Consider the following 19,313-nt stretch of genomic DNA (forward strand, 5'->3'; position numbering starts at 1 on the left):
GACTGCGGGGATATACAGGCGTCTAGCGGGGATGTTCAATTCACCGCTAGACGCCTGCCAAGAAGCGTGTTAAGTTTAACCATACTGCATATAGAACTTGCCCGAAGTTTTAAATCTAAAGAGTCTAAATCTAAAGCTTTACTCTGTGTTGAACCGCTGGCGTTGAAAGAAAAAATGAACTCAGCCCGTGTTTTAACAATCAAACGGTTTTGCAAAATCAATTTAAGGTACCTTCGATCTTAAACCGTCAATGCGCGCGTCCTCTGTAAGCCATTTCTTACCGTGACGGCTCAGCGCCCGGCGATCGAACGTCCAGTAAACAGGCACGAATATCCAAAGGATTTCAAGGCGTGGCCCGTCGGCAACCGAACGAATCTCTGCAGCTTAGTCCGCTAAGTGGCGGGGTAAGCAAGGAAGGCCAAGGCAACCACCAGAAAGACGAAAGATATATCCCGCTGCCATACCATTCACGATACAAGTTCGAGACATACCCCGAGTTTAAGAACCCACCACTATGAATCTTACCGAATTAAAGAATACGCCGGTTTCTGAGCTGATTACTCTCGGCGAAAATATGGGGCTGGAAAACCTGGCCCGCATGCGCAAGCAGGACATTATCTTCTCTATCCTTAAGCAGCATGCGAAAAGTGGAGAAGATATCTTCGGCGATGGCGTGTTGGAGATATTGCAGGATGGATTTGGTTTCCTCCGCTCTGGAGACAGCTCCTACCTTGCAGGCCCCGACGACATCTACGTATCCCCTAGCCAAATCCGCCGTTTTAACCTCCGTACAGGTGACTCCGTTTCCGGTAAGATTCGTCCGCCAAAAGAAGGCGAGCGCTACTTTGCCCTGTTGAAAGTTAACGAAGTTAACTACGACAAACCGGAAAACGCCCGCAGCAAGATCCTGTTCGAGAACTTAACCCCACTGCATGCCAACTCCCGTCTGCGGATGGAACGCGGTAACGGTTCAACCGAAGACCTGACGGCTCGCGTGCTGGATCTGGCTTCGCCGATTGGCCGTGGTCAGCGTGGTCTGATTGTTGCTCCGCCGAAAGCCGGTAAAACCATGCTGCTGCAGAACATTGCACAAAGCATCGCTTACAACCACCCAGACTGCGTGCTGATGGTCCTGCTGATTGACGAACGTCCGGAAGAAGTGACCGAGATGCAGCGTCTGGTGAAGGGCGAAGTTATCGCTTCTACCTTTGACGAGCCAGCTTCCCGTCACGTCCAGGTGGCAGAAATGGTGATCGAGAAGGCCAAGCGCCTGGTTGAGCACAAGAAAGACGTTATCATCTTGCTCGACTCCATCACCCGCCTGGCTCGTGCCTACAACACCGTGGTACCGGCTTCCGGTAAAGTGTTGACCGGTGGTGTGGATGCCAACGCCCTGCATCGTCCCAAGCGTTTCTTCGGTGCGGCACGTAACGTTGAGGAAGGCGGCAGCCTGACCATCATCGCTACCGCGCTGGTCGACACCGGGTCGAAAATGGATGAGGTTATCTACGAAGAGTTTAAAGGTACCGGCAACATGGAATTGCATCTGGCGCGTAAAATCGCCGAGAAGCGCGTATTCCCTGCGATCGACTACAACCGCTCTGGTACTCGTAAAGAAGAATTGCTCACCACCTCTGAAGAACTGCAAAAAATGTGGATCCTACGTAAAATTATTCACCCAATGGGCGAAATTGACGCGATGGAATTCCTCATTAATAAGTTGGCCATGACCAAAACCAACGATGAATTCTTCGATATGATGAAGCGCTCATAAATGACGATGCGCTCATAATTGAGTAAAAAATTCAGAGAACGCCACGCCTAGTCGTGGCGTTTTTTGCTTTTGGCAGATACGATAAGTAACAGAAATGGAAACGTAAGTTATTTTCATGGCTTACTGAGAATTCATCTTATTTGCGGTCGACGTTTCGTCGTTAGCACATTGTTACTGTTTAAACGGCAGGCAGAAGCGTTGGAATAAGAATGAATGGCTGTTGTCATAGGAAATGACTGAAAGGTAGCGGGGCCCGATGGCGTGACCTGTCGCCCGTGTTAAGCTGCCTTATCTTCTACAGAGATCTTGTTAACTGTGAACTTACTCACTATGAGTACTGAAATTCTATTTGTTTTCCTGTTTTCCTTGGCTTTTCTCTTTGTTGCTCGTAAAGCAGCAAAACGTATTGGTCTGGTTGATAAACCTAATTACCGCAAACGTCATCAGGGGTTGATCCCACTTGTCGGGGGTATTTCTGTTTACGCCGGGCTGTGCTTTGCTTTCCTGATCTCTGACCAAACGATTGCGCACGGAAAACTCTACCTCGCCTGTGCGGGGCTATTAGTGTTTGTTGGCGCTCTCGACGATCGTTTCGACATCAGCGTTAAAATTCGCGCGCTGGTTCAGGCATTGGTCGGCATTGCGATGATGGTGTTCGCCGGGCTCTACCTGCGCAGTTTTGGTCATGTGCTGGGCGACTGGGAAATGCAACTGGGGCCGTTCGGCTATCTGGTCACGCTGTTTGCCGTTTGGGCAGCCATCAACGCCTTTAACATGGTAGACGGCATCGACGGCCTGCTGGGCGGGCTCTCGTGTGTTTCTTTCGGTGCGCTGGGCGTGTTGTTGTACCTGAGCGGCCACTCCGACTTGGCTTTCTGGTGCTTCGCGATGATTGCCGCTATCGTTCCTTATATCCTGCTTAACCTCGGCATTCTTGGCCGACGTTACAAGGTGTTTATGGGGGATGCGGGCAGTACGCTGATCGGTTTCACCGCCATTTGGCTGCTGTTGCAGAGTTCACAGGGTAAAGCCCATTCCATCAATCCTGTTACCGCCCTGTGGATTATCGCTATTCCGTTGATGGACATGATTGCGATCATGTATCGTCGCTTACGCAAAGGGATGAGCCCCTTCTCCCCAGACCGTCAACACATTCACCATCTGATTATGCGCGCTGGCTTTACGCCGCGGCAGGCTTTCGTGCTGATTACCCTGGCGGCGGCGCTGCTGGCGGCCATTGGCGTGCTCGGCGAACGTCTTACTTTTATCCCTGAATGGGTAATGTTGGCATTATTCTTGCTTGCCTTCTTCTTGTACGGTTACTGCATTAAGCGCGCCTGGCGTGTTGCACGTTACATTAAGCGTATCAAACGGCGCCTGCGGCGTTCGAACGACAATAAGCAAGAATCCTAACCAGAGGCTTTTGGGCAGTGATGAATCCAGAAACAACGTCTGACAAGACTATCCCGGCAGTGGATAACGAACTCGATATTCGCGGCCTGTGCTGTACCCTGTGGCGCGGTAAGTCATGGATTATCGGTATTGCGGCGCTGTTCGCCGTGGTGGCGCTGGTGGTGTCCTACCTGGTGAAACAGGAGTGGAGTGCGGCGGCGATTACCGATCGGCCCACGGTGAATGCGTTGGGGGGGTATTATTCCCAGCAACAGTTCCTGCGTAATCTGGATGTGCGTACTCTGCCGGCGGCGGCTAGCGAGCAACCGGGCATCGCTGACGAAGCCTATAATGAATTTATTATGCAGTTGGCGGCTTACGATACGCGCCGAGATTTCTGGCTGCAGAGCGATTATTACAAACAGCGCCAGGAAGGCGACGCAGGCGCCGATGCGGCCTTGCTCGACGAGCTGATTAACAATATCCAGTTTACGCCGCGCGACGACAAAAAAGTGCCGAACGACGGAGTGAAACTGACGGCGGAAACGGCGGTAGATGCCAATCGCCTGCTGCGTCAGTACGTGGCGTTTGCCAGCCACCGCGCGGCTCAGCATTTAAACGAAGAGATCCAGGGCGCCTGGGCGGCCCGGACTACGTCGATGAAAGCACAGGTTAAGCGCCAGGAAGCGGTGGCAGAGGCCGTGTACAAGCGTGAGCTGAACACCATCCAACAGGCGTTAAAAATTGCCGAGACGCAGGGTATCAGCCGGACTCAGACCGATACCCCGGCAGAACAACTGCCAGACTCTGATTTGTTCCTGCTGGGCAAACCTATGCTGCAGGCGCGTCTGGAAGGATTGCAGGCATCGGGCCCAACCTTTGATTTGGACTACGACCAAAATCGCGCGATGCTGGCGACCCTGAACGTGGGCCCAACGTTGGACGAGAAGTTTCAGACTTACCGCTATTTGCGGACCCCGGAAGAGCCGGTAAAACGTGACAGTCCACGGCGGGTATTCTGGTTGATCACGTGGGGCGCGATGGGCGCTTTGGTTGGCGCAGGTGTTGCCCTGGTGCGTCGGCCGCGTAAATAAAAATAATATAATAATTCGCTGATGGGCGTGTGAGCGCCCAATTCGCAGGTACGCCTGCGGTTAACCGACCAAAAGAGATTCGCTGTGAAAGTGTTGACTGTTTTCGGCACCAGGCCTGAAGCCATCAAAATGGCACCGCTGGTACATGCCCTGGCTCAGGATGAAGCCTTTGAATCAAGAGTCTGCGTGACGGCACAGCATCGTGAGATGTTGGATCAGGTATTGCGGTTATTTGAGATAGTGCCTGATTACGATCTGAACATCATGAAACCAGGCCAGGGATTGAGTGAGATCACCTGCCGCATCCTTGAAGGCCTGGAAGGCGTTCTTGAGGAATTCAAACCGGATGTGGTGCTGGTTCACGGCGATACCACCACCACGCTGGCGACCAGCCTGGCGGCATTTTATCAGCGTATCCCGGTAGGGCATGTAGAGGCGGGCCTGCGTACCGGCGACCTTTACTCCCCGTGGCCGGAAGAGGCTAACCGCAAGCTGACCGGCCACCTGGCGATGTACCATTTTGCCCCGACGGAAAACTCGCGGCAGAACCTGTTGCGCGAGCTGTTGCCGGACGATCATATCTTCGTCACTGGCAACACGGTGATTGACGCGTTGTTCTGGGTACGCGATCGGGTGATGGGTGATGCGGCCTTGCATGACAGCCTGGCTCAACGCTACCCGTTCCTGGATGCCGACAAAAAGTTGATTCTGGTAACTGGCCATCGACGTGAAAGTTTTGGCGGCGGGTTCGAACGAATTTGCAGCGCGCTGGCAGAAATTGCCCGCACTCATCCCGATGTGCAGGTGGTGTATCCGGTACACCTCAACCCCAACGTCAGCGAGCCGGTCAACCGCATTCTGAAAGGGATTGATAACATCGTCCTGATCGACCCGCAGGATTATTTACCTTTTGTCTATCTGATGGCTAAGTCATATATGATCCTGACCGACTCTGGCGGTATTCAGGAGGAGGCTCCGTCATTGGGTAAGCCGGTGCTGGTGATGCGTGACACCACCGAGCGGCCGGAGGCGGTAGATTCGGGCACGGTGCGGCTGGTGGGGACCGATGTGGCAAAAATTGTTGATGCGGTTAACCGGTTGCTGACGGACGAAAACGAATATCACGCCATGAGCCGGGCGCATAACCCTTACGGTGACGGGCATGCCTGCCAGCGTATTCTGGAAGCTTTGAAGAATCATCAGGTGACACTATGAGTTTTAACACTATTTCGGTTATCGGCCTGGGTTATATCGGTCTGCCAACGGCGGCGGCGTTTGCCTCCCGCAAGAAAAAAGTGGTGGGCGTAGATGTTAACCAACATGCGGTGGATACCATTAACCGTGGCGCGATCCATATCGTTGAACCCGATCTGGATAAAGTGGTGAAAGACGCGGTCGACGGCGGTTATCTGCAGGCGGTGACCAAACCTCTGGCAGCGGATGCTTTCCTGATTGCGGTACCGACGCCGTTTAAAGGCGACCATGAGCCGGATCTGGCGTATGTCGAAGCCGCGGCCAAATCTTTGGCTCCTGTGCTGAAAAAAGGCGATCTGGTGATCCTGGAGTCCACCTCGCCAGTGGGCGCTACCGAACAGATGGCTCAGTGGCTGGCCGAAGCGCGTAGCGATCTCAGTTTCCCGCAGCAGGCCGGTGAAGCCGCTGATGTGAACATTGCATATTGTCCGGAGCGCGTGCTGCCGGGGCAGGTGATGGTTGAGCTGATTCAAAACGACCGTGTGATTGGCGGTATGACGCCAAAATGCTCGGAGCGTGCCAGCGAGCTGTACAAGATTTTCCTCGAGGGCGAGTGTGTGATTACCAATTCACGCACCGCTGAGATGTGCAAGCTGACCGAAAACAGCTTCCGCGATGTGAATATCGCCTTTGCCAATGAGCTGTCGTTGATTTGTGCCGATCAGGGCATCAATGTCTGGGAGCTTATCCGTCTGGCGAATCGCCATCCGCGGGTCAATATTTTGCAGCCTGGCCCCGGCGTAGGCGGCCACTGCATTGCGGTCGACCCTTGGTTTATCGTCTCGCAGAATCCGCAGCAGGCGCGTTTGATTCATACCGCGCGCCTGGTGAATGACGGAAAACCGCTGTGGGTGGTTGATCGCGTGAAAGCTGCGGTGGCTGACTGTCTGGCGGCTACCGACAAGCGCGCATCGGAAGTGAAAATTGCCTGCTTCGGCCTGGCTTTCAAGCCGAATATCGATGACCTGCGCGAAAGTCCGGCGGTGGAAGTGGCGCATTTGATTGCCGATTGGCATGTGGGTGAAACCCTGGTGGTTGAGCCGAACGTCGAGCAACTGCCGAAATCACTGGCGGGCCATGTGACGCTGAAAGCGATGGCCGACGCGTTGCAGCAGGCAGATGTGATCGTGATGTTGGTCGATCATAAGCAGTTCAAGGCAATTAGGCCGGAAGAAATAAAACAAACGTGGGTTGTGGATACCAAAGGAGTATGGCGTTGAAACGTATTTTAGTCACTGGGGGCGCCGGTTTCATCGGCTCTGCGGTCGTCAGACATATTATTGAAGACACGCAGGACAGCGTGGTGGTAGTGGATAAGCTGACTTACGCGGGCAACCTGGAGTCGCTAGCGGTGGTTGCCGATAGCGAACGCTATTCCTTCGAACAGGTGGATATCTGCGATCGCACGGCATTGGATCGGGTGTTTGCCCAGTATCAGCCGGACGTGGTCATGCACCTGGCGGCGGAAAGTCACGTCGACCGTTCGATAGATGGCCCGGCGGCCTTTATCGAAACCAACGTGGTGGGCACTTACGTCATGCTGGAGGCGGCCCGTCATTACTGGCAGCCGCTGGAGGCGGAGAAGAAGCAGAGCTTCCGTTTCCACCACATCTCCACCGACGAAGTGTATGGCGACTTGCACGGCACGGACGATCTGTTCACCGAAACCACACCTTATTCGCCAAGCAGCCCGTATTCGGCCTCCAAGGCTTCCAGCGACCATCTGGTCCGTGCCTGGCTGCGTACCTATGGCTTGCCGACGCTGGTCACCAACTGCTCCAATAACTACGGCCCGTATCACTTCCCGGAAAAACTGATCCCGCTGGTGATCCTCAATGCCGTTGCCGGCAAACCTTTGCCGGTGTATGGCAACGGTGCGCAGGTGCGTGACTGGCTGTATGTCGAAGACCATGCGCGCGCGTTATATCAGGTGGTTACCGAAGGTGTAGTGGGTGAAACCTACAATATCGGTGGTCACAATGAGCGCAAGAATATCGAAGTTGTGCATACCATTTGCGATCTGCTGGAAGAGTTGGCGCCGAACAAACCACAGGGCGTGGCGAAATACCGCGATCTGATCACTTACGTCAAGGATCGCCCGGGCCATGATATGCGCTACGCGATCGACGCCGGCAAAATTGACCGGGAACTGGGCTGGCACCCACAAGAAACCTTTGAAAGCGGCATTCGCAAAACGGTTTCCTGGTACCTGAACAATGAAACCTGGTGGCGTCGCGTTCAGGATGGTTCCTATACCGGTGAACGTTTAGGTTTATCCGACTAAGTTTAGCCCGGATCGCCTGAGTGGCGGCCCTGTGGGTTTTTTGGAGTGAGTATGAAAGGTATTATTCTGGCAGGGGGGTCCGGCACGCGTCTGCACCCTATCACCCGTGGCGTATCCAAGCAGTTGCTGCCGATCTACGACAAGCCGATGATTTATTACCCAATGTCGGTGCTGATGCTGGCGGGTATCCGTGACATTTTGATTATTTCCACACCGGAAGATTTGCCTTCGTTCCAGCGTCTGTTAGGCAATGGCGATCAGTTCGGCGTGAATCTCAGCTATGCCGAGCAACCTAAGCCGGAAGGGCTGGCGCAGGCATTCCTGATCGGTGAAGAGTTCATCAATGGCGACTCCTGTTGTCTGGTGTTAGGGGATAACATCTTCTTCGGCCAATCTTTCAGCCCAAAACTGAAAACCGTAGCGGCGCGCACTGAAGGCGCAACAGTATTCGGCTACCAGGTGATGGATCCTGAGCGTTTCGGCGTAGTGGAGTTTGATGATAATTTCCGTGCGCTGTCGATCGAGGAAAAACCGAAAAAGCCAAAATCTGACTGGGCGGTGACCGGTTTGTATTTCTACGACAAGCAGGTGGTGGAGTTTGCCAAGCAGGTGAAGCCTTCAGAACGCGGCGAACTGGAAATTACCAGCATTAACCAGATGTATCTGGAGCGTGGTGAGTTGACCGTTGAATTGCTGGGCCGCGGTTTCGCCTGGCTGGACACCGGCACCCACGACAGCCTGCTGGAAGCCAGCAGCTTCGTGCAGACGGTGGAAAAACGCCAGGGCTTTAAAATTGCCTGCCTGGAAGAGATCGCCTGGCGCAACGGTTGGCTGGATGATAAAGATCTGAAACGTGCTGCCGGTGCCCTTTCCAAAACCGGTTACGGCAAGTATCTGTTGGATTTGCTGCATGCGCGCCCACGCCACTATTGAGCCTTTAGCCTGGGAAACTGAGTTTTTCGCTCTTAGCAGCGCCAAGCTTAACTTTTCCGCTACGGCCCCGGCGTTGACCGAGGCCGATTTGGCCCCCTATGCCTTGGTGCAAGCTAAAATTCCGGCACACCAAACCGCCTGGGCGGATGGCTTGTCGGTGCTCGGTTTCCAACTGGTTGAGGCTGAAGTCGATCTTGCGCTGAATATCGGCACGGAATGTGCGTCGTCGCAGAGTGCGCCAGCGCTGGCGATTCGCCCGGCAATGCCGGAGGATATTCCGGTATTGCGTGCGGCAGCGGCCAATGTGTTCACCGCCAGCCGTTTTCGGGCCCCTTGGTACGACGTTCAGGATAGCGGGCGCTTCTATGCCGCCTGGATCGAAAAAGCGGTACTGGGAACCTTCGATCACCAATGCCTGTTGGCACTGGACCAGGCCGGTCAGCCGGAGGGTTTTGTCAGCCTGCGCGATATCGGCAATCAGGAGATGAGAATCGGTCTGCTGGCGGCCTTCCCCGGCGCGTCAGGCAAAGGGATTGGTGCGCGGCTAATGGCGGCGGCCATTGCAGAGTGTCAGCAACGGTCGCAGCAGCGTCTGCGGGTGGCGACCCAACTCGGCAATATCGCCGCACTACGGCTCTATCAACGACAGGGTGCTGTTATTGAAAGCACCTCGTATTGGTTATACAGAGGTAAACATGATCCCATTTAACGCTCCACCGGTTGTTGGCACTGAACTTGACTATATGCAGGCTGCGATGGGCAGTGGCAAGCTGTGCGGGGATGGTGGTTTTACTCGCCGTTGCCAGCAGTGGATGGAACAGCGTTTTGGCAGCCCGAAGGTGCTGTTGACACCGTCTTGCACCGCGTCGCTGGAGATGGCGGCGATCCTGCTGGATATCCAGCCGGGCGATGAAGTGATCATGCCGAGCTTCACCTTTGTTTCAACCGCCAATGCCTTCGTGCTGCGCGGCGCCACCGTGGTGTTTGTCGACCTACGTCCGGACACCATGAACATCGATGAAACTAAAATCGAAGCGGCCATCACCGAAAAGACGCGAGCCATCGTGCCGGTGCATTACGCCGGGGTGGCCTGTGAGATGGACACCATCATGGCGCTGGCGAAAAAATATAACCTGTACGTGGTGGAAGACGCCGCACAGGGGGTGATGGCTACCTACAAGGGCAAAGCGCTCGGTACCATCGGTCATATTGGTTGCTTTAGCTTCCATGAAACCAAAAACTACACCGCAGGCGGTGAGGGCGGCGCTACGCTGATCAACGATCCGGCGCTGATCGACCGGGCGGAAGTCATTCGTGAGAAAGGCACCAACCGTAGCCAGTTCTTCCGCGGTCAGGTGGATAAATATACCTGGCGCGATATCGGCTCCAGCTATCTGATGTCAGATTTGCAGGCCGCTTATTTGTGGGGCCAACTGGAAGCGGCCGATCGCATCAATCAGCGCCGCCTGGCGCTGTGGCAAAAGTATTACGACAGTTTCCTACCGCTGGCTAAAGCTGGACGCATCGCGCTGCCGACTATCCCGACAGACTGCGTGCACAATGCACACATGTTCTATATCAAACTGCGTGATATTGAAGACCGCACGGCGTTTATCGATTATCTGAAAGAAGCCGAAATCATGGCGGTGTTCCATTACATCCCGCTGCACGATTGCCCGGCGGGCGATCGCTTTGGCCGTTTTGCCGGCGAAGACCGCTTCACCAGCCAGGAAAGTGCGCGTCTGGTGCGTCTACCGTTGTTCTACAATATGTCTGATGTCACTCAGCGTACGGTGATCAATACCATTCTTAACTTCTGCGCCTGATATGTCGCTGGCAAAAGCATCGATTTGGACCGCCGGTTCCACGCTGATCAAGATTGGCGTGGGGCTGTTGGTGGTGAAACTGCTGGCGGTGGCCTTTGGCCCCAGCGGGGTTGGGCAGGCGGGCAACTTCCGTCAGTTGATTACCGTGCTGGGCGTGCTGTCCGGCGCCGGGATTTTTAACGGCATCACCAAATACGTTGCCGAATACCATCAGGATCCGCAGCGGTTGCGGCTGGCTGTCGGGACGGCGTCAAGCATCGTGCTGGGCTTCTCCACGCTGCTGGCGCTGGTGTTTCTGTTCGCGGCGGAGCCTATCAGTATCGGGTTGTTCGGCCATGCTGACTATGTCGGCGTGGTGCGGGCGGTAGCCTTTATTCAGATGGGCATCGCCTACGCCAACCTGTTTATGGCGGTGCTGAAAGGCTATCGCGATGCGATGGGCAACGCGCTGGCGGTGATTGGCGGCAGCCTGATTGGCGTGGTGGCCTACTACCTGTGCTTTAAGCTGGGCGGCTACGAAGGCGCGCTGGCGGGTTTGGCACTGGTGCCGGCCTTGGTGGTGTTGCCCGCAGGTTTCATCCTGTGGCGGCGTAAAACCTTGCCGCTGCGCTATTTGGCATTGGCCTGGGACAAGGCGTTAGCCAGCCATCTTGGCAAGTTCACCATCATGGCATTGATCACATCAGTGACGCTGCCGGTGGCCTATGTGATGATGCGTAACCTGCTGGCCAGCCATTACAGTTGGGATGAGGTCGGGATTTGGCAGGGCGTCAGCAGCATTTCCGACGCTTACCTGCAGTTTATCACCGCCTCATTTACCGTTTATCTGCTGCCTACGCTGTCGCGGCTGAAGGAAAAAAGCGCCATCTCTCAAGAGATTGTGCGCTCGTTAAAATTTGTACTGCCTGCGGTAGCGGCGGCGAGTTTCACGGTCTGGTTGCTGCGCGACTTCGCCATCTGGTTGCTGTTCACGGACAAGTTCGTCGCGATGCGCGATCTGTTTGCCTGGCAACTGGTGGGGGACGTCCTGAAAGTGGGCGCCTATGTGTTCGGCTATCTGGTGATTGCCAAGGCGTCGCTGCGTTTTTATATCCTGACCGAAGTCAGTCAGTTCCTGCTGTTAACGCTGTTCTCGCATTGGTTGATACCGCTGCATGGCGCGCTGGGAGCGGCACAGGCCTACATGGCAACCTACATCGTGTACTTCACGCTCTGTAGCTGCGTATTTATTCTTTATCGTAGACGAGTATGACTACACTGATTCACGTATTGGGATCTGACATCCCGCATCATAATCAGACGGTGCTGCGTTTCTTCAACGATGTGTTGGCGAAGCGCCTGCCGTCCGAACAGACGCGTCATTTTATGGTAGCCGCCAAAGATGCCGCCGCGTTAGGGGCGTTTCCCGAACTGAACCTCGAATGCCATCCGGACAAGAAAAGTCTGGCGATGGCGGTTATTGCCCGTGCTCAGGCCGATCGCAATCAGCGTTTCTTCCTGCACGGCCAGTTCAACCCTACGCTGTGGCTGGCGTTGCTGAGCGGTAAAATCAAGGCCGATCAGGTGAGCTGGCATATCTGGGGCGCTGACTTGTATGAAAACGCCACCAGCTGGAAATTCCGCCTGTTCTATTTGCTGCGCCGTATTGCGCAGGGCAGAGTGAGACACGTGTTCGCGACCCGCGGTGATATTATTCATTACCAGCAACGACACGCGCGCGTGCCGGCCTCTCTGTTGTATTTCCCGACGCGGATGGATCCGGCGCTAACCGGCATTGAGGTAGAGAAAAACCTGGCCGGGCCGATGACCATTCTGGTGGGGAATTCCGGCGATCGCACCAACCGGCACGTTGAGGCGCTGAAAGCGATTCATCAGCAGTTTGGTGCAGACGTTCGCGTGATCCTGCCGATGGGCTACCCGGCCAATAACGACGCCTACATTGAACAGGTGCGCAGCGCCGGGCTAGAGCTGTTCAGCGCCAGGAACCTGCAGGTGCTGACGCAGCAGGTGGCGTTTGACGATTACCTGAATATTCTGCGCGAGTGCGATCTCGGTTACTTTATTTTTAACCGCCAGCAGGGCATAGGCACGCTGTGCCTTCTGATCCAGTTTGGCGTGCCCTTTGTGCTGAGCCGACAGAACCCGTTCTGGCAGGATCTGGCGGAGCAACATCTGCCGGTGCTGTTCTATGGCGATTCGCTGGATGAGGCGGTGGTGCGTGAAGCGCAACGCCAACTGGCATCCGTCGATAAACAGGCCATCGCTTTCTTCAATCCTAACTACGTTGATGGCTGGCAGCAGGCATTAACCCTGGCGGCAGGGGACAACGTATGACGCTGGCGCAATTTGGCGGGTTGTTTATCGTTTATCTGGTGAGCGTGCTGTTTATTCTGACGCTGGCTTACCAGGAGTTCAGGCGCGTCCGATTCAATTTTAACGTCTTCTTTACGCTACTGTATCTGCTGACGTTTTACTTCGGTTTCCCGTTGACCTGTCTGCTGGTGTTTCAGTTTGACGTCGAGGTGGTACCGGTAGAGTTTTTACTCTATGCGATCCTCTCCGCTACTGCGTTTTATGCGATTTATTACGTCAGCTATAAAACCCGGCTGCGAAAGCGCAGCGTGCAACCGCGTAAGCCGGTCTTCACCATGAACCGGGTGGAAACCCATCTGACCTGGATGCTGCTGGCGCTGGTGGCGATGGCGACCGTCGGCATTTTCTTCATGCAAAACGGTTTCCTGCTGTTCAAACTCAACTCTTACAGCCAAATTTTCTCCAGCGATGTCTCCGGGGTGGCGCTCAAGCGGTTCTTCTATTTCTTCATCCCGGCGATGCTGGTGGTGTATTTCCTGAAGCAAGATCTGCGCGCCTGGTTCTTTTTCCTGGCGGCGACGGTGGCCTTTGGCATCCTGACTTACGTGATCGTCGGCGGTACCCGCGCCAATATCATAATTGCCTTCTCGCTGTTTCTGTTTATCGGCATCGTGCGCGGCTGGATCTCGTTGTGGATGCTGGTGGCCGCCGGAGTGTTCGGTATCGTCGGCATGTTCTGGCTGGCGTTAAAGCGCTACAGCCTGGACGTCAGCGGCCCCGAAGCGTTTTATACTTTCCTTTATCTGACGCGCGATACCTTCTCGCCATGGGAAAACCTGGCGTTGTTGCTGCAAAACTACGACAAGATAGATTTCCAGGGCCTGGCACCGATAGTGCGCGATTTCTACGTGTTCATTCCGACCTGGCTGTGGCCGGGACGACCGGACACGGTGCTCAATAGTGCCAACTATTTCACCTGGGAAGTGCTGAATAACCATTCCGGCCTGGCGATTTCGCCAACGCTTATCGGCTCACTGGTGGTGATGGGCGGCGCGGTGTTTATTCCCGTTGGCGCGGTGCTGGTCGGGATGATCATCAAGTGGTTCGACTGGCTGTATGAGATGGGCAAAAGCGAACCTAACCGCTATAAGGCCTCGATATTGCAAAGTTTCTGTTTCGGTGCGGTATTCAACATCATCGTGTTGGCGCGAGAAGGGGTGGATTCCTTTGTCTCGCGGGTGGTGTTCTTCTGCCTTATTTTTGGCGCCTGCCTGCTGATGGCCAAGTTGTTGTACTGGCTGTTTGACACTGCCGGGTTAATTAAGGCACGAGTGCGGCGTACGCGTACGTTGGCATCGCCGCCATCATCCGTACGGGTCGACGGCCTTCTGTAAGGGTAATAATAACGATGGAAGCAAAGATTTCGGTTCCCCAATATCAGCTGCGTGGTTTCAGCCTGTGGGGATTTCGCGATATGGCGCAATGCCTGGATTTTCTATTTGATGGCGGCCGGGTAAAGCAGGGCACGCTGGTCGCGATGAATGCCGAAAAGATCCTCAAGGCGGAAGAAGATACGGCGCTGCACGCCTTGCTGGATGAAGCCGAATACAAGTATGCGGACGGGATCAGCATGGTACGTTCGATCCGCCGTAAATATCCGGGGGCAGAAGTATCGCGCGTCGCAGGAGCCGATCTGTGGGAAGCGTTGATGCAGCGCGCCGGGCGCGAGGGGACGCCGGTATTCCTGATTGGCGGCAAACCCTCGGTGCTGGCGGAAACAGAACAGAAGCTGCGTAGCCAGTGGAATGTAAACCTGGTGGGCAGTCAGGACGGCTATTTCAAGCCCGAACAGCGGGATGCGCTGTTCGAACGCATTCGCGGCAGCGGTGCCGCCATAGTGACGGTGGCCATGGGATCGCCGAAACAGGAAATCCTGATGCGCGACTGCCGTAAAGTGCATCCGCAGGCGCTCTATATGGGCGTAGGCGGCACCTACGACGTGTTCACCGGGCACGTAAAGCGTGCGCCAAAGATTTGGCAGAGCCTCGGTCTGGAGTGGCTGTATCGGCTGCTAAGCCAACCGAGCCGTCTGGGGCGCCAACTGAAGCTGCTGAAGTTTGTCGGCTACTATTACCGCGGCAAGATGTGATCTTTGCGTTGGGGCGGGGGATCCCGCCCTGATGCGACAAATTGTTCAAATAACCTGCTTTGTGGCGTATTCGTCAGCACTCCTATAACCTCAGCCCATAAACTCGCCTGTATTTATTCCATAAAGTTTTAAATTGCGGTTTGCTTATAGCGGCAAAATGCGAAACGATACCGCCCGGAAATTATCCCCGAGCGTTGGCGCAAAACGTGATAGCGCTTAACGACGTTTTTCTCGCCGTAAGATCGTCCCATCACCAGCTGATGTCCGCCAACGCGGCGGGAGAGGTTTTACGCTATTTTCATTAAAACAATAACGACCGGTAACGGCCGGCATGCAAACACAATCAAAAAAATAATATTGAGGATTTATGGCACACAAAGAAAAACCGCAAGGCCTACACCGGGGGCTGGAAGCCCGGCATATCGAGCTGATTGCTTTGGGGGGCACCATCGGGGTTGGCCTGTTTATGGGCTCGGCCAGTACGCTGAAGTGGGCGGGGCCGTCGGTGTTGCTGGCTTATATCATTGCCGGCCTGTTCGTGTTCTTCATTATGCGTTCGATGGGCGAGATGCTGTTCCTTGAACCGGTCGCGGGCTCCTTTGCCGTTTATGCCCATAAATACATGAATCCCTATTTTGGCTACCTGACCGCCTGGGGCTATTGGTTTATGTGGATTGCCGTGGGCATCTCGGAAATCACCGCCGTCGGGGTCTACGTGCAGTATTGGTTCCCGGAAATGCCGCAGTGGATACCGGCGTTGATCGCCGTGGCGATGGTAGCGCTGGCCAACCTGGCCGCCGTGCGCCTGTACGGCGAGCTGGAGTTCTGGTTTGCCATGATCAAGGTCACCACCATTATTGTGATGATTTTGGTGGGGCTGGGGGTGATCTTCTTTGGCTTCGGGAATGGAGGGCAGCCGATTGGCTTTGCCAACCTGACCGAGCATGGCGGTTTCTTTGCCGGCGGTTGGAAGGGCTTCCTGTTCGCGCTCTGTATTGTTGTGGCGTCCTATCAGGGCGTTGAGCTGGTCGGTATTACCGCCGGTGAAGCCAAGAACCCGCAGGTGACACTGAAGCGTGCAATTAACAATATCCTGTGGCGCATCCTGATCTTCTACGTAGGCGCTATCTTTGTCATCGTCACCATTTTCCCCTGGAACGGCATCGGCACCGCAGGCAGCCCCTTCGTGCTGACCTTTGCCAAAATCGGCATCGTCGCTGCTGCCGGCATCATTAACTTTGTGGTGTTGACCGCCGCGCTTTCAGGTTGTAACAGCGGGATGTACAGCGGCGGTCGTATGCTGTACGCGCTGGCCAAAAACCGGCAGTTGCCTGCGTCGTTGACCAAACTGTCTGCCAACGGCGTGCCGGTTAACTGTATTGCCGTGACCATTGCCTGCCTGTTGGTCGGTTCCGGATTGAATTACCTCATTCCCAATCCACAGGCGGTCTTCGTTTATGTCTATAGCGCCAGCGTGTTGCCGGGCATGGTGCCGTGGTTCGTGGTGCTGATTAGCCAACTGTATTTCCGTCGCGCCCATAAAGAAGCGATTAAAACCCACAGCTTTAAGTCGATTATGTTCCCCTATGTGAACTATCTGACCATCGCTTTCTTGGTCTGCGTGCTGATCGGCATGGGAATTAACCCGGATACGCGAATTTCTTTGCTGGTCGGGGCGATTTTCTTAGCGGCAGTCAGCCTGTGCTACTTTGCTTTCGGGATGCACAAGAAACATCATCCGGCTGAAAAACGGACAGAAACACAGCAATAACCGGTGAAAAGGGGCTGCGGATAGCGCTTTCCTGCGCGGGAGTGAGCAAAGCGTAATCAAACACAACATTTCTGCGAAAAAGCACTAGACAGGATTGTGTTAAATCCGTAGTATCCCCTCCCGCAACGGCGCTATGCGCCCGTAGCTCAGCTGGATAGAGCGCTGCCCTCCGGAGGCAGAGGTCTCAGGTTCGAATCCTGTCGGGCGCACCATTAAGTTTGTGTGCAAGAGCTGCGGTGGTAGTATTACCGCGTGAAGTAGTGAAGAAGTAATGGTGGCTATAGCTCAGTTGGTAGAGCCCTGGATTGTGATTCCAGTTGTCGTGGGTTCGAGTCCCATTAGCCACCCCACTTCCTAAGAGAAGTGAAGAATTTTAAGCTGTTTTGTGACTGTGCGAAGGTGGCGGAATTGGTAGACGCGCTAGCTTCAGGTGTTAGTGTTCTTACGGACGTGAGGGTTCAAGTCCCTCTCTTCGCACCACACAAAATGTCTAATAAATTTAATATTTACATAGACATAAGCGATAAAATTTAGTAGTATCTGCAACAAGAAATCGGCGAGTAGCGCAGCTTGGTAGCGCAACTGGTTTGGGACCAGTGGGTCGGAGGTTCGAATCCTCTCTCGCCGACCACATTCAAGAAAAGCCCGTTCAGCAATGAACGGGCTTTTTGCTTTCTGACATTCCGCTTTTCATCCTCCTGCTCTGATTTTGCCTCTGCCCGCTATCTGTCGGATCCCGCCAGAATACTTTTGGCTCGGTGTTGGCTTCCGGCGACATTGGCATACCGAATTGTCGTCAGCTTGAGACATTTAGTATATTGATTTTTATGAATAAAAATGACTTTGGCTTAAGTCGTCGTTTTAAGGCGACATATCTGCAGACGTCAGGTGAGAACAGCAGGAAGGGACAGTGAACGGTGTGAACCTAAGTGCTGAGATTAAATTTGTTTTAATTCAGTTTATTAGATTGATTATCTGAAGGGTTGATGCATTTTTTCCAAAGTTGGCACGCCAAGTGCAATATCCATTACGTAGATGCTCATTCCACCTCTTATGTTCGCCTTAGGCTTCATAAACCCTGGGAATGACGCAGAGCCGATTTAGGGTGCCTATTGCCCACCAGAACGATGACGGCGTTGCTTGCAATGGCTGACATCACACTCCGGGCAAAACGTTGAGTGAGGCACCGCCCCTGTTGTCCTAGACCTGATTGCTTTTTTATACACTTGCCACCGCGGCAAGTGTTTTTTTTTGCCTGCGAGCGGCCGACAGGCAAAAAAAAGCGCGACACAATGCCGCGCTTCGATGGTATTGATGATGTTGTTAGGGCTCGCCGTTTTGTTTCAGCGTCAGCATCAGGCCTTCACGACGCATTTGAGCCGCTTCATCCGAGCGGTGCAGCTTCTCCAGCACGTCAGCCAACCAAGCGTAATCGTAGGCATCAGGGCGCTGTTTCAGCGCTTCCCGCAATGCATCGGCCGCCGCTTGCCATTCGCCGTGCTTCATCAGCAACTGGCCCAGGGTGCTGTTCAGCAGTGGCGTGGCGCCATGCTGCTTCACCTGTTGACGCAACGCTTTCTCCAGCTGTTGCGGGTTGCCGGACTTCAGACGCGGGATCAGCAACACCAGGCGTTCGTCATACTGACGCTTGAGGCCGTCGAGCACGATTTCTTGCGCCAGTTCATGGTCATTGCATTCGATCAGGTGCTCAACCATCGCGATTTGCAACGGCACCTCATGCCGGATTTTTCGGCTCTGATCTTTCCACCAGCGTTTCAGGCCATCGCTGCCCTCATCCGCCATCGCCTGATTCATCAGGCCAATGTAGGCCTGCTGTTGCAGCGCCTGCAGCTCAGCCTCGCTGTGCAGATTGATCTTGCTCATCGACGGCAGGATCTCCAGCAATGAGGCAAAAGCGCCGGTGCGCAGATAGGCCATTTCCGCCAGTCGCAGCACTTCCGGATGACGCGGGGCCTGATTAAGCAGGCGATCGACACCGTGGCGTGCCGCATGGTTTTCACCCTGAGCCAGTTGGATGCGCACGCGGGTGATGTCTACCGGCAACTGGTCGGTGTCGGCGGCTTCGGCGGCGCGTTCGAGATACTGATTGGTACGGAAATCGTCACCCCGTTGCTGGGCGGCCTCCGCGGCCAGCAGGTAGTTCACCACCGGTTGTTCGGCGTGATCGGCATTGCGCGTCAGCAGTTTTTCAACCTGCTTGTAATCACCTTCGGCCAGTTTGATCAGCGCGGCCTTGGTCTGCTTGCGCGCACGGCTGCGTTTGCGGCCCAGGAACCAGCCGCGAGTGCGGGCGCTGGTGCTGAAGATGCGACGCAGGATCCACTCGATCACCAGCAGCACCACAAACAGCAAGATACCCATGATCACCAGGCCGGTGACGCTGGTTTCGATATTGTAGTTATCGGTCTGAATCAGCACATAGCCCTGATGGCCGGCCAACATCGGCCCAACCACCACGCTGGCGATCAGCACCAGGAACAGAAATAGCACGCGTAACATGGC

Annotated in this window: 15 protein-coding genes and 4 tRNA genes; 18 read left to right on the forward strand and 1 reads right to left on the reverse strand. The window is 54.7% G+C overall.

The window, feature by feature from the left end; translation table 11 throughout:
• Positions 1 to 514: 514 nt before the first annotated feature.
• From rho to LQ945_RS14090, 18 genes are all read left to right on the forward strand, one after another.
• On the forward strand, positions 515 to 1,774 hold the full coding sequence (gene rho, locus LQ945_RS14005; protein ID WP_004950874.1) for a transcription termination factor Rho: 1,260 nt from the start codon (positions 515 to 517) through the stop codon (positions 1,772 to 1,774).
• A 315-nt stretch (positions 1,775 to 2,089) separates the two neighbouring features.
• Positions 2,090 to 3,187 (forward strand): UDP-N-acetylglucosamine--undecaprenyl-phosphate N-acetylglucosaminephosphotransferase, encoded by a 1,098-nt coding sequence (wecA, locus tag LQ945_RS14010; protein WP_156033879.1) that lies wholly within the window; start codon positions 2,090 to 2,092, stop codon positions 3,185 to 3,187.
• A 20-nt stretch (positions 3,188 to 3,207) separates the two neighbouring features.
• On the forward strand, positions 3,208 to 4,260 hold the full coding sequence (wzzE, locus tag LQ945_RS14015) for an ECA polysaccharide chain length modulation protein (RefSeq protein ID WP_262240195.1): 1,053 nt from the start codon (positions 3,208 to 3,210) through the stop codon (positions 4,258 to 4,260).
• Between the two features lie 84 nt (positions 4,261 to 4,344).
• Complete coding sequence (gene wecB / locus LQ945_RS14020) at positions 4,345 to 5,475, forward strand: non-hydrolyzing UDP-N-acetylglucosamine 2-epimerase (RefSeq protein ID WP_270101007.1); 1,131 nt, start codon at positions 4,345 to 4,347, stop codon at positions 5,473 to 5,475.
• Positions 5,472 to 6,734 (forward strand): UDP-N-acetyl-D-mannosamine dehydrogenase, encoded by a 1,263-nt coding sequence (gene wecC, locus LQ945_RS14025; protein WP_129941186.1) that lies wholly within the window; start codon positions 5,472 to 5,474, stop codon positions 6,732 to 6,734. The genes wecB and wecC overlap by 4 nt, the downstream gene beginning before the upstream one ends.
• Positions 6,725 to 7,798 (forward strand): dTDP-glucose 4,6-dehydratase, encoded by a 1,074-nt coding sequence (gene rffG, locus LQ945_RS14030; protein WP_270101009.1) that lies wholly within the window; start codon positions 6,725 to 6,727, stop codon positions 7,796 to 7,798. Before wecC ends, rffG begins: the two co-directional genes overlap by 10 nt.
• A gap of 51 nt (positions 7,799 to 7,849) precedes the next feature.
• On the forward strand, positions 7,850 to 8,731 hold the full coding sequence (rfbA, locus tag LQ945_RS14035) for a glucose-1-phosphate thymidylyltransferase RfbA (protein WP_270101010.1): 882 nt from the start codon (positions 7,850 to 7,852) through the stop codon (positions 8,729 to 8,731).
• Entirely contained in the window at positions 8,709 to 9,440 is a 732-nt protein-coding gene (gene rffC / locus LQ945_RS14040; RefSeq protein WP_270101011.1) for a dTDP-4-amino-4,6-dideoxy-D-galactose acyltransferase, read from the forward strand. The genes rfbA and rffC overlap by 23 nt, the downstream gene beginning before the upstream one ends.
• A complete protein-coding gene (rffA, locus tag LQ945_RS14045) occupies positions 9,427 to 10,557 on the forward strand; it encodes a dTDP-4-amino-4,6-dideoxygalactose transaminase (protein ID WP_270101012.1) in 1,131 nt (376 codons plus the stop codon). The genes rffC and rffA overlap by 14 nt, the downstream gene beginning before the upstream one ends.
• A gap of 1 nt (position 10,558) precedes the next feature.
• On the forward strand, positions 10,559 to 11,809 hold the full coding sequence (wzxE, locus tag LQ945_RS14050) for a lipid III flippase WzxE (RefSeq protein ID WP_130016597.1): 1,251 nt from the start codon (positions 10,559 to 10,561) through the stop codon (positions 11,807 to 11,809).
• A complete protein-coding gene (locus tag LQ945_RS14055) occupies positions 11,806 to 12,891 on the forward strand; it encodes a TDP-N-acetylfucosamine:lipid II N-acetylfucosaminyltransferase (RefSeq protein ID WP_270101013.1) in 1,086 nt (361 codons plus the stop codon). The genes wzxE and LQ945_RS14055 overlap by 4 nt, the downstream gene beginning before the upstream one ends.
• Complete coding sequence (wzyE, locus tag LQ945_RS14060; protein WP_270101014.1) at positions 12,888 to 14,264, forward strand: ECA oligosaccharide polymerase; 1,377 nt, start codon at positions 12,888 to 12,890, stop codon at positions 14,262 to 14,264. The genes LQ945_RS14055 and wzyE overlap by 4 nt, the downstream gene beginning before the upstream one ends.
• 14 nt (positions 14,265 to 14,278) lie before the next feature.
• Positions 14,279 to 15,019: a lipopolysaccharide N-acetylmannosaminouronosyltransferase gene (wecG, locus tag LQ945_RS14065; RefSeq protein WP_270101015.1), complete on the forward strand. Its 741-nt coding sequence runs from the start codon at positions 14,279 to 14,281 to the stop codon at positions 15,017 to 15,019.
• A 367-nt stretch (positions 15,020 to 15,386) separates the two neighbouring features.
• Positions 15,387 to 16,790, forward strand: a complete 1,404-nt coding sequence (gene thrP, locus LQ945_RS14070; RefSeq protein ID WP_182822686.1) for a bifunctional threonine/serine APC transporter ThrP — start codon at positions 15,387 to 15,389, stop codon at positions 16,788 to 16,790.
• 135 nt (positions 16,791 to 16,925) lie between these two features.
• A tRNA-Arg gene (locus LQ945_RS14075) sits at positions 16,926 to 17,002 on the forward strand.
• Positions 17,003 to 17,064: 62 nt separating this feature from the next.
• Positions 17,065 to 17,140 (forward strand) — tRNA-His (locus tag LQ945_RS14080).
• Positions 17,141 to 17,183: 43 nt separating this feature from the next.
• Positions 17,184 to 17,270: transfer RNA gene (locus LQ945_RS14085), tRNA-Leu, on the forward strand.
• 74 nt (positions 17,271 to 17,344) lie between these two features.
• Positions 17,345 to 17,421, forward strand: a tRNA-Pro gene (locus LQ945_RS14090).
• 692 nt (positions 17,422 to 18,113) lie between these two features.
• Here the strand turns inward: LQ945_RS14090 and hemY are convergent.
• Entirely contained in the window at positions 18,114 to 19,310 is a 1,197-nt protein-coding gene (gene hemY / locus LQ945_RS14095; protein WP_270101016.1) for a protoheme IX biogenesis protein HemY, read from the reverse strand.
• Positions 19,311 to 19,313: the final 3 nt, after the last annotated feature.

This window comes from Serratia liquefaciens, from assembly GCF_027594825.1.
GTDB classification, from domain to species: domain Bacteria; phylum Pseudomonadota; class Gammaproteobacteria; order Enterobacterales; family Enterobacteriaceae; genus Serratia; species Serratia liquefaciens_A.

What these genes read in the sequence shown, in the direction of transcription:
- rho (WP_004950874.1), top strand. Translation starts at nt 515, where the DNA reads ATGAATCTTACCGAATTAAAGAATACGCCGGTTTCTGAGCTGATTACT.
- wzzE (WP_262240195.1), top strand. Translation starts at nt 3,208, where the DNA reads ATGAATCCAGAAACAACGTCTGACAAGACTATCCCGGCAGTGGATAAC.
- wecC (WP_129941186.1), top strand. Translation starts at nt 5,472, where the DNA reads ATGAGTTTTAACACTATTTCGGTTATCGGCCTGGGTTATATCGGTCTG.
- rffG (WP_270101009.1), top strand. Translation starts at nt 6,725, where the DNA reads ATGGCGTTGAAACGTATTTTAGTCACTGGGGGCGCCGGTTTCATCGGC.
- rfbA (WP_270101010.1), top strand. Translation starts at nt 7,850, where the DNA reads ATGAAAGGTATTATTCTGGCAGGGGGGTCCGGCACGCGTCTGCACCCT.
- rffC (WP_270101011.1), top strand. Translation starts at nt 8,709, where the DNA reads ATGCGCGCCCACGCCACTATTGAGCCTTTAGCCTGGGAAACTGAGTTT.
- rffA (WP_270101012.1), top strand. Translation starts at nt 9,427, where the DNA reads ATGATCCCATTTAACGCTCCACCGGTTGTTGGCACTGAACTTGACTAT.
- wzxE (WP_130016597.1), top strand. Translation starts at nt 10,559, where the DNA reads ATGTCGCTGGCAAAAGCATCGATTTGGACCGCCGGTTCCACGCTGATC.
- LQ945_RS14055 (WP_270101013.1), top strand. Translation starts at nt 11,806, where the DNA reads ATGACTACACTGATTCACGTATTGGGATCTGACATCCCGCATCATAAT.
- wzyE (WP_270101014.1), top strand. Translation starts at nt 12,888, where the DNA reads ATGACGCTGGCGCAATTTGGCGGGTTGTTTATCGTTTATCTGGTGAGC.
- wecG (WP_270101015.1), top strand. Translation starts at nt 14,279, where the DNA reads ATGGAAGCAAAGATTTCGGTTCCCCAATATCAGCTGCGTGGTTTCAGC.
- thrP (WP_182822686.1), top strand. Translation starts at nt 15,387, where the DNA reads ATGGCACACAAAGAAAAACCGCAAGGCCTACACCGGGGGCTGGAAGCC.
- hemY (WP_270101016.1), bottom strand. Translation starts at nt 19,310, where the DNA reads ATGTTACGCGTGCTATTTCTGTTCCTGGTGCTGATCGCCAGCGTGGTG.